Origin of the sequence: Ralstonia sp. AU12-08 (genome assembly GCF_000442475.1) — a bacterium.
Classification (GTDB): domain Bacteria; phylum Pseudomonadota; class Gammaproteobacteria; order Burkholderiales; family Burkholderiaceae; genus Ralstonia; species Ralstonia insidiosa.
The window spans coordinates 95,803-104,243 of record NZ_ASZV01000018.1 but is presented as its reverse complement, the minus strand read 5'-3'; the positions used below and the strand labels follow the sequence as shown (position 1 = coordinate 104,243).

At 62.1% G+C, this 8,441-nt stretch carries 11 protein-coding genes and 2 tRNA genes; 6 read left to right on the top strand and 7 right to left on the bottom strand.

Going from position 1 to position 8,441, the window contains the following annotated elements; genetic code table 11:
- Positions 1–784, bottom strand: a 784-nt coding sequence (locus tag C404_RS41255; RefSeq protein WP_021194639.1) for an IclR family transcriptional regulator, incomplete at its 3' end; no start/stop codon positions are given.
- 240 nt (positions 785–1,024) lie between these two features.
- Between C404_RS41255 and C404_RS41250 the strand changes: the two genes are divergently transcribed.
- The 5 genes from C404_RS41250 (at position 1,025) to C404_RS60455 (ending at position 4,034) form a co-directional block, all read left to right on the top strand.
- On the top strand, positions 1,025–1,750 hold the full coding sequence (locus tag C404_RS41250) for a (Fe-S)-binding protein (RefSeq protein WP_021194638.1): 726 nt from the start codon (positions 1,025–1,027) through the stop codon (positions 1,748–1,750).
- A 30-nt stretch (positions 1,751–1,780) separates the two neighbouring features.
- On the top strand, positions 1,781–3,190 hold the full coding sequence (locus C404_RS41245; protein WP_021194637.1) for a LutB/LldF family L-lactate oxidation iron-sulfur protein: 1,410 nt from the start codon (positions 1,781–1,783) through the stop codon (positions 3,188–3,190).
- Positions 3,187–3,468, top strand: coding sequence for a hypothetical protein (locus C404_RS41240; protein WP_021194636.1), 282 nt, complete (start codon positions 3,187–3,189; stop codon positions 3,466–3,468). The genes C404_RS41245 and C404_RS41240 overlap by 4 nt, the downstream gene beginning before the upstream one ends.
- 69 nt (positions 3,469–3,537) lie before the next feature.
- Complete coding sequence (locus C404_RS41235) at positions 3,538–3,852, top strand: TM2 domain-containing protein (RefSeq protein ID WP_021194635.1); 315 nt, start codon at positions 3,538–3,540, stop codon at positions 3,850–3,852.
- A gap of 14 nt (positions 3,853–3,866) precedes the next feature.
- Positions 3,867–4,034: a hypothetical protein gene (locus C404_RS60455; RefSeq protein ID WP_167313478.1), complete on the top strand. Its 168-nt coding sequence runs from the start codon at positions 3,867–3,869 to the stop codon at positions 4,032–4,034.
- Positions 4,035–4,037: 3 nt separating this feature from the next.
- Here C404_RS60455 and C404_RS41230 read toward each other — a convergent pair whose 3' ends face one another.
- From C404_RS41230 to C404_RS41210, 5 genes are all read right to left on the bottom strand, one after another.
- Positions 4,038–4,799 (bottom strand): arginyltransferase, encoded by a 762-nt coding sequence (locus C404_RS41230; protein WP_031329291.1) that lies wholly within the window; start codon positions 4,797–4,799, stop codon positions 4,038–4,040.
- A complete protein-coding gene (gene aat, locus C404_RS41225; RefSeq protein ID WP_021194633.1) occupies positions 4,786–5,532 on the bottom strand; it encodes a leucyl/phenylalanyl-tRNA--protein transferase in 747 nt (248 codons plus the stop codon). The genes C404_RS41230 and aat overlap by 14 nt, the downstream gene beginning before the upstream one ends.
- A 25-nt stretch (positions 5,533–5,557) precedes the next feature.
- A complete protein-coding gene (locus tag C404_RS41220; protein ID WP_021194632.1) occupies positions 5,558–6,145 on the bottom strand; it encodes an NUDIX hydrolase in 588 nt (195 codons plus the stop codon).
- 196 nt (positions 6,146–6,341) lie between these two features.
- Positions 6,342–6,418 (bottom strand) — tRNA-Met (locus tag C404_RS41215).
- A 29-nt stretch (positions 6,419–6,447) separates the two neighbouring features.
- A tRNA-Met gene (locus tag C404_RS41210) sits at positions 6,448–6,524 on the bottom strand.
- Positions 6,525–6,757: 233 nt separating this feature from the next.
- Here C404_RS41210 and C404_RS41205 point away from each other — a divergent pair.
- Positions 6,758–7,792 carry a quinone-dependent dihydroorotate dehydrogenase gene (locus C404_RS41205; protein WP_031329290.1) on the top strand — a complete coding sequence of 345 codons (1,035 nt, stop codon included), beginning with the start codon at positions 6,758–6,760 and terminating at the stop codon, positions 7,790–7,792.
- 17 nt (positions 7,793–7,809) lie between these two features.
- On the opposite strand, the gene C404_RS0129870 is transcribed toward C404_RS41205, so the two are convergent.
- Entirely contained in the window at positions 7,810–8,049 is a 240-nt protein-coding gene (locus C404_RS0129870) for a hypothetical protein (protein ID WP_031329289.1), read from the bottom strand.
- Positions 8,050–8,441 lie beyond the last annotated feature (392 nt).

Sequence of the window (8,441 nt, the reverse complement as noted above, 5' to 3'; positions counted from 1 at the left end):
CCGGCTCCTCGTCATAGGTGTAGCCCATACCCTTGGAGATTTGCAGGGCGGTGTCCTTGAGGTTGTCGAGCCAGCTGTCCTGCAGCCGGTCTGCCGGTGCGGACAGCGACAGGCCCGCCACCAGCCGGCGAGAATCATCGTAGATGCCTGCAGCGATACAGCGCACGCCCAGTTCCAGCTCTTCGTTGTCACGTGCGTAACCGTTGGTGCGTACCCAGTTCAGTTCGCGCTCAAGCTTGGGTAGATCGGTAATCGACGTACGCGTATGGCCAGACAGGCCGGTGCGCGTGGCATAGGCTCGCACGCGGCCGATCTCATCGGCAGCCAGGAACAGCTTGCCGACCGAGGTCAGATGCAGCGGCGCACGGCCGCCGATGGCGCGCACGACCTGCATGCCCGAGCGCTCCGAGTAGGCGCGTTCGATGTAGACGATTTCATCGCCCTGGCGTACGGAAAGGTTGACGGTCTGACCTGTCAGGCGGTGCAGCGCGCGCATGGGCGTCAGCGCAGCTTCACGTACCGACAGGCGGGCCTTGACCAGATTGCCAAGCTCCAACAGGCGCATGCCGAGGCGATAGCTGCCGGGGTCGGAGCGATCGACAAAGCGGCAAGCCACCATGTCGTTCAGGATGCGGTGCGCGGTGGATGGGTGCAAGCCGGTGCTGGCGGACAGCGCTTTCAGGCTGACTGGGTCAGCGTGTTCGGCCAGCGCGTCAAGCAGCATCATCATGCGTTCGATGACCTGGATGGACGTCTTGCCGGGGTCCTTGTCTGCTTCTGCCATGGGTGCAGGAATGGGTGCGGATGCGATGCAAAATTTTATCCCACGATGTGAAAATGCGCACCATCCGGATACGTGATTCCGGATATTTTCGAGGGCATTCTCGGTCGCGCTTGCGTTGTGCTTGAGGGGGCATCGTGAAGCGCACTCACCATCGGCATGAAGAAGTTCATTGCCTGAAAACCCGCGCTGGCTGGGCGTCGGGCGCATAATGGCGGCTTCCAAGAACACAAGAGACTCCCCATGCGCGTAGGACTGTTCGTCACTTGCCTGGTTGATCTGATGCGGCCCGACATCGGTTTTTCGGTGCTCAAGCTGCTGGAAAAGGCCGGTTACGACGTGGTAGTGCCGCCCGCCCAGACGTGCTGCGGCCAACCGGCCTACAACTCGGGTGATCGCCCGCTGGCACGCGACTTGGCAGAGAAAACGCTCAAGGAGTTCGAACAGTTCGACTACGTGGTCATCCCGTCCGGCTCGTGCGGCGGCATGATCCGCAAGGGGTACGCCGACCTTTTTCGCGATGATCCGGAGCTTGCCGGCCGCTATGAGCGCCTCGCCCCCCGCGTGCACGAACTGACCGATTTCCTTGTCAACGTCGCGCGTATCGAATCGCTTGATTCCGAGTTCAAGGGCCACGTCACGTATCACGATTCCTGCTCGGGCCTGCGCGAGCTGGGTGTAAAGACACAGCCGCGCGAGCTGCTCGGCAAACTACCCGGCGTGCAACTGACTGAGATGCCGGCGTGCGAGGCGTGTTGCGGCTTCGGCGGCACGTTCTCGATCAAGTACGGTGACATCTCCACCGCCATCGCCGACGAGAAGTGCGCCAACATCAAGGCCAGCGGCGCTGATGCCGTGGTGCTTGGCGACGTTGGGTGCATGCTCAACATCGAAGGCCGACTGCGCCGCACAGGCGATACGAACACGCGTGTGCTGCATATCGCGCAGGTCCTTGCCGGCGACGCCTGAGCACCAAAAACACGACGGAGACGCAATCGCATGCAAGTCCGCAGCATGGAATTCAAGGCGCGCGCCGGGCAGAAGCTTGCCGACAAGCGCCTGCAGCAGAACCTGACCAAGCTCTCGACCAAGTTCGTCACCGCACGCGCGGCGGCCATCCAGGAGATTGATTTCCAGGCCACGCGCGAGGCGTTGAAAGAGCGTCGCAACCGCGCGCTGGAGAACCTCGATGTCTGGCTCGCCACGTTCGAGGCCGAGGCTACGCGCCGTGGCGCCAAGGTGCTCTTTGCCGAAACGACGGCCGATGCCGCTCGCTTGGTGGCGGAAATCGCCCGCAAGCACGAGGTGAAGAAGGTCATCAAGAGCAAGTCGATGGTGACTGAGGAGATGCGCCTGAACCAGGTGCTCGGCGAGATGGGCGTGCAAAGTATCGAAACGGATCTGGGTGAATACATCCTTCAGATCAACGACAGCGAGCCGCCGTCGCACATCATTGCGCCGGTGGTGCACAAGGATAAGGAGGAGATTGCCGACCTCTTTGCCAAGACGCACAACAAGCCGCGCCTGACCGATATTCCGGAGATGACGCGCGAGGCGCGTGAAGTGCTGCGGCCTGAGTTTCTGTCCGCCGACATGGGCGTGACGGGCGGTAACTTCATCATTGCCGAGACGGGCTCGGTGGCCATCGTCACCAACGAAGGCAACGAAGGCATGTGCACGATCATGCCGCGCGTGCACGTTGCCGTGACGGGTATCGAGAAGGTGCTGCCGACGCTCGAAGATCTGGCGACCGTGATGCGTCTGTTGCCGCGCTCGGCCACGGGGCAGGCCATCTCGAACTACTTCTCGTTGTTGACCGGCCCGCGCGCGCCCGGCGAGAAAGACGGCCCAGAGCACATGTACTTCGTCATCGTCGATGGTGGACGCAGTGGCCTGATTGGCGGTGAGTTCCAGGAGATGCTGCGCTGTATTCGTTGCGGCGCGTGCATGAACCATTGCCCGGTCTATCAGAAGATCGGTGGGCACGCGTATGGCTGGGTGTATCCAGGCCCGATGGGCAGTGTGCTGACGCCGAGCTATGTCGGTTTGTCCAATGCGCTCGATTTGCCGCAGGCTGCCACGCTGTGCGGCGAATGCAATCGTGTCTGCCCGGCATCGATTCCCTTGTCGGACCTGCTGCGCACGCTGCGCGAGAAGCAGATGGAGCGCGAACTGCGTCCGCAATCCGAGCGTTTCGGTTTGCGTGTATGGGGCTTCATGGCGCGGCGGCCGGCGCTGTACTCGGCGGGTACGTGGGTTGCGGCGCGTGTGCTGCGCTGGATGGGCGGCGACAAGAAGCTGATCCATTCGCTGCCGGTCGGCAAGGGCTGGACGGATACACGAGACATGCCGGCGCCCGCCGGTAAGACATTCCGTGAGCTGTATCGTGAGAAGAGGGCGCGTGCATGACCGCTACTGAATCCCTGCAAACGCTGCGTGACGCGCTGGATCGCCACGCGCAGTCGCCCGACATTCCGCGCTTGCTCAAGCACTGGCGCGATGAGGCCACACTCGCGCCGCTGGCAGTGCTGCCGCCGGCATACGATCAGGTACGCCAGTCGATGCTGCAGCGGTTGGACATGGCCGTGTCGTTCAGTGAAGAGAGTTGCTCGTTCTCGCCGGCCTCGCTGTTGGCCGAGATGCGCTTATGGGCCGACAAGGCTGAAGCCAAGCTCGCCGGCATGTAATCGATACGAGACATGGAACGCACGAGTCGCGTGACTGTCTGATCGAAAACCGACACGTTTGCCGCCCCTATGAACGAAACTGCCCGCGAAATCATGCTGTACGACGCCCAGAAGAAGACCGCGGGCGTCGCTTACCTCTGGTGGTTCCTGCTGGGCTTTCTGGGGGCACATCGTTTCTACGTGAAGCGGCCGGGCAGTGGCATTGCGCAGGCGGTCGCCAACATTGGCGGAACCTGGCTGGCGTTTCGCGATATGGGCAATACGGCCGGCTGGGTGCTGGCTGTCATCGGCGGGCTGTGGGTTCTGGTGGACGTGTTCCTGATCCCGGGGATGATCCGCGCGTACAACACGGTGCTGGCCGAGCGGCTGACGGCCACGCCCTGAGAGGAGTTGATCCTATGAACCGAATGACTGGGTGGAAACGTGCCGTGCTGTGGGCAGCGGGGTTAGTGTGCGTGGGTGCCGCGCTGGCAGGTTGCACGACCTCGCGCGAGCAATACAGCCAGAGTTCCAATATCAGCGCATATGGCGTGATCGATGCTGGGATTGAGCGGACGTCTCGCTGAGTTTCACTCCGTGGCCGGTGCCACGTCCTCAAACCGCCGCCACTCCCCATTGACCAGCAGCTCCAGCGGCTGGAACAAGGCCTTGTAGGCCATCTTGCGGCTCTGTTCGATCCAGTAGCCGAGGTAGACGTAGGGCAGGTCCAGCGCCTGCGCCTGGGCGATCTGCCAGAGCACGTTGTACGTTCCGTAGCTCGCTTTGTGTTCCATCGGGTCATAGAACGTGTAGACGGATGACAGGCCGTCTTCCAGCACGTCAATCATGCTCACCATGCGCAGCTTGCCCGCCGATGGCGATTCGGGCGGCTCGCGAAACTCCACTAGACGCGAATTCACCCGGCTTTGCAGCAGGAACTGCTCGTATTGGTCGCGGCTGTCGTGGTCCATGCCGCCGCCTGCATGGCGGACGGATTGGTAAAGCAGGTAGAGCTGGTAGTGCTCTTCGACATAGGTGAGCGGGGCGACCAACGCCTCGAGCGACTGATGGCGCTCCGCCGCGCGACGTTGCGTGCGCGAAGGCGAAAACTGATCGACCACGACGCGACAGGGCGTGCACGCATGGCAGTCGTCACAGTGGGGGCGATATGTGAAGATGCCGCTGCGCCGGAATCCGGCGCGCACAAGCTTCGAGTAGACATCCGCATTGATCAGGTGCGCCGGTGTGGCGACCTGCGAGCGCGCCAAGCGGCCATCCAGGTAGCTGCATGCGTAAGGCGCGGTGGCATAGAACTGCAATGCCGAGAGAGGAAGTTCCTTAAGCTTGCTCATTGCGCACGGTCCATCGACGAAGCACGGATTTGTCGAAGTGCCACGGCACGATGGCCGGCGCATTGGCCGCTTCCCGCACATGCGCGAGAAACGCTGCGCGCGGCACCGGGGCTCCTCCCAGCGACGCCAGATGTTCGGTCTCCTGCTGGCAGTCTATCATCGCGACGCCCTGACTGCCGAGGAAGGCGCACAGTGCTGCCAAGGCGATTTTCGAGGCGTCGGTACGGTGGGCGAACATGGATTCACCGTAGAACATGCGGCCCAACGACACGCCGTACAGACCGCCCACACGCTTGCCGGCATACCAGGTCTCGACACTGTGGGCATAGCCGCGGCGGTGCAGAGCGGTATACGCCTGGATCACGTCCTCGGTGATCCACGTACCGTGCTGGCCGGGGCGTGCGGTGGTGGCACAGTCGACCATCGTTTCGCGGAAGGCGTGGTCGATGCGAACTTCCCAGGTTGGATTGTCAAGCACACGGCGCAGTGTCTTGCGGAAGGTGGCCGATACACGAAAGTCTTCCGGGCATAGCACCATGCGCGGGTCGGTGCTCCACCACAGCACGGGCTGGCCCTGCGCGTACCACGGGAAGATGCCTTGCCGATACGCAATCAGCAGCCGCTGCGGGGAAAGGTCTGCGCTGGCTGCGAGCAGTCCAGGTGCTTCGGATTCGGGTCCGAGCGCGCGATCGACCGGCGGAAAGGGATCGTGCGGATCCAGCCAGGCGATCATGATGCGGAGAAGTGTCGAGGCTGGATTACGACGTCGTGGCCGGTGTGTCGACCGTGGCCGAGCGCATTGGCTTGTGGATGTCCAGCGTGTGGAGGCGGAAGCTGCCGTCGGTCAGTTTGCCTGCAGCGCGGTCGGCAAAGAAGCAGCGAAGCGTATGGATGACGGTCGGGAAGGCGAGGTCGTCCCAGGGGATGTCGGCTTCATTGAAGAGCGCGACTTCCAGGCTTTCTTCGCCCGGCGCGAAATCGAGATCGCTCAGTTTGGCCAGGTAAAACAGGTGCACCTGGTGCACGTGCGGCACGTTCAGCACCGAATACAGTTCACCGATCTCGATGCGGGCGCCGGCTTCTTCCTGCGTTTCGCGCTCGGCGGCTTGCGCGGTGGTCTCACCAATTTCCATGAAGCCCGCGGGCAAGGTCCAGAAACCGTAGCGCGGCTCGATGGCGCGCTTGCACAGCAGGACCTGATCGTTCCACACGGGCACGGTGCCGACCACGTTGCGCGGATTCACGTAGTGAATCGTATTGCAGTGATCGCAAACGTCGCGCAGTCGGTTATCGCCGGCGGGAATGCGCGAGACGACAGGCTGGCCGCAGTTGGAACAGAATTTCATGGGAACCATGAGCACTCAGGCAGGTGGAATATCTCAGTGTATCACCGAGGTGGCGCGGCCCCGTGTGGGGCGGGGTATCGACTGACTTGTGGAATGCGGCAGCGCGTAGAAAAGCAAAAAGCCCGCTAGTGCGGGCTTTGCTGCGGTGTTTTTTTATCGGCCCAGGTCTTGGAGCGAGCCGTTCGACTTTTGTCGTTGGTTGCGGGGGCAGGATTTGAACCTGCGACCTTCGGGTTATGAGCCCGACGAGCTGCCAGACTGCTCCACCCCGCGTCCGTATAAAACACGTTCGACTTTCTGGCTGGTTGCGGGGGCAGGATTTGAACCTGCGACCTTCGGGTTATGAGCCCGACGAGCTGCCAGACTGCTCCACCCCGCGTCCGTCGAAGAACGAGACTATATCGAAATCCCTGCGGCGACGCAACATCTTTCTCGTGCAATCGGCATCTTGGTGGTGCGTGATGCGCGTGCGATGTGCCTGCAACGTCAATCCACACTTGGTACTTAGACTCATCGAACATCGTGGCGTTCGAATGCGGCGCACACGATGCATGGCAGTGCGTCCGCCGCGTTTACAATGCGGCCTTTCGCGTTCTTCTCCAGACTCTGATCGTGCTCAACGCCCTGTACCCGCTTGCCCGCCCGTTGCTGTTTTCGATGGACCCCGAAGACGCGCACCACTTTACGTTGAACCAGCTCAAGCGGGCGCATGCGATGGGATTCTCCAGTTGCATTGGCGCGCGCATTGCGCCGCAACCGCGCACGGTGATGGGCGTGACGTTTCCGAACCCGGTTGGGTTGGCTGCCGGCCTAGACAAGGACGGCGCCTATATTGATGCGCTTGGCGCGCTCGGCTTCGGCTTTATCGAGGTGGGTACGGTCACGCCGCGCGCACAGCCAGGCAACCCGCGCCCACGCATGTTCCGCTTGCCGGCCGCGAACGCGCTGATCAACCGCATGGGCTTCAACAATGGCGGCGTCGATGCGTTCATCAATAACGTGAAGGCATCGAAGTGGCGTGAGGCAGGTGGCGTGCTCGGCCTGAACATCGGCAAGAACGCTGATACCCCGATCGACCGCGCCGTCGACGATTACCTGCATTGCCTGGAGCGCGTGTACCCGCACGCCAGCTACGTGACGGTGAACATCTCGTCGCCGAATACGAAGAACCTGCGCCAGCTCCAGGGCGCGAGCGAACTCGACAGCCTGCTCGGTACGTTGCGCGATGCACAGCAGCGACTGGCTGATCAGCACAAGCGCTACGTGCCGGTGGCACTGAAGATCGCACCGGACCTCGACGACGACCAGATCGCCAATGTGGCCGATGCCTTGCTGCGCCACAAGATGGATGGCGTGATCGCCACCAATACGACGATCAGCCGCGAAGCCGTGACTGGTTTAACGCATGCGGAAGAGGCGGGCGGCCTGTCGGGTCAGCCGGTACGTGAAGGATCGACGCGAGTGATTCGCGCGTTGCGTGGTTTGCTGGGCGATGCTGTACCGATCATCGGCGTGGGCGGCATCTTGGCGGGCGAGCACGCGCGCGAAAAGATCGACGCTGGCGCACAGCTTGTGCAGCTCTATACCGGGTTGATCTATCGCGGTCCGTCGCTGGTGGCGGAGTGTGCCCGCGCGCTGGCGCGTTAAAACCTTGTCAACCGGCCCTAGCGCCGGGTCAGGTAGATGACGATGGCGCTGACGGCCACTACGGCCGCCGCCATGTCGTACGGGCCGGTGTAGTCCGCCCACACCGCCGGATCGAGACGCTGCTCGAATGCCGACTGCGCCCAGGGCAGGATCACGCGGGGAATGGCGAACAACACCCCAGCCACGACCAGCAGCACGATCAGTGCGGCCAATGCGGTTTGCGTGCGTCCCCAGATGCGGATGGATGAATAAGACAAGGCCCGACCTTGTTCAGGGAGTGCCGCGCCGCCGTCCGGGCGGTCTGGCAAAGGAATTTGCAATTCAGCTTTGTCGGTCATTCTCCTACAAAGTTCTGTCCGCTGCTGTCCTACGTTTGACTATGTGCGGTACAGCACGCCTGACCCGGCAACAAGGTGCGTAGCGCTTGGCTTTGCGCGGGTTTCCGTTGCACATGTCAAACGGCTGTTTGCCGGTGTGATTTGCTGCAATCGCCTCCAAAACGCCAATGGCAAGGGGGGATTTGTCCTGATGCAGCGCGGCAACGATTGCCCGTTTGAGGGGTTGGCGTAAGAAAGACGCAGGGTACAATCCGCCCTCATTGTGCATTGCACTATTTTTTGAGCGGCCAGTACTTCGGCCGATTTACAAG

What these genes read in the sequence shown, in the direction of transcription:
- C404_RS41250 (WP_021194638.1), top strand. Translation starts at nt 1,025, where the DNA reads ATGCGCGTAGGACTGTTCGTCACTTGCCTGGTTGATCTGATGCGGCCC.
- C404_RS41245 (WP_021194637.1), top strand. Translation starts at nt 1,781, where the DNA reads ATGCAAGTCCGCAGCATGGAATTCAAGGCGCGCGCCGGGCAGAAGCTT.
- C404_RS41240 (WP_021194636.1), top strand. Translation starts at nt 3,187, where the DNA reads ATGACCGCTACTGAATCCCTGCAAACGCTGCGTGACGCGCTGGATCGC.
- C404_RS41235 (WP_021194635.1), top strand. Translation starts at nt 3,538, where the DNA reads ATGAACGAAACTGCCCGCGAAATCATGCTGTACGACGCCCAGAAGAAG.
- C404_RS60455 (WP_167313478.1), top strand. Translation starts at nt 3,867, where the DNA reads ATGAACCGAATGACTGGGTGGAAACGTGCCGTGCTGTGGGCAGCGGGG.
- C404_RS41230 (WP_031329291.1), bottom strand. Translation starts at nt 4,799, where the DNA reads ATGAGCAAGCTTAAGGAACTTCCTCTCTCGGCATTGCAGTTCTATGCC.
- aat (WP_021194633.1), bottom strand. Translation starts at nt 5,532, where the DNA reads ATGATCGCCTGGCTGGATCCGCACGATCCCTTTCCGCCGGTCGATCGC.
- C404_RS41220 (WP_021194632.1), bottom strand. Translation starts at nt 6,145, where the DNA reads ATGAAATTCTGTTCCAACTGCGGCCAGCCTGTCGTCTCGCGCATTCCC.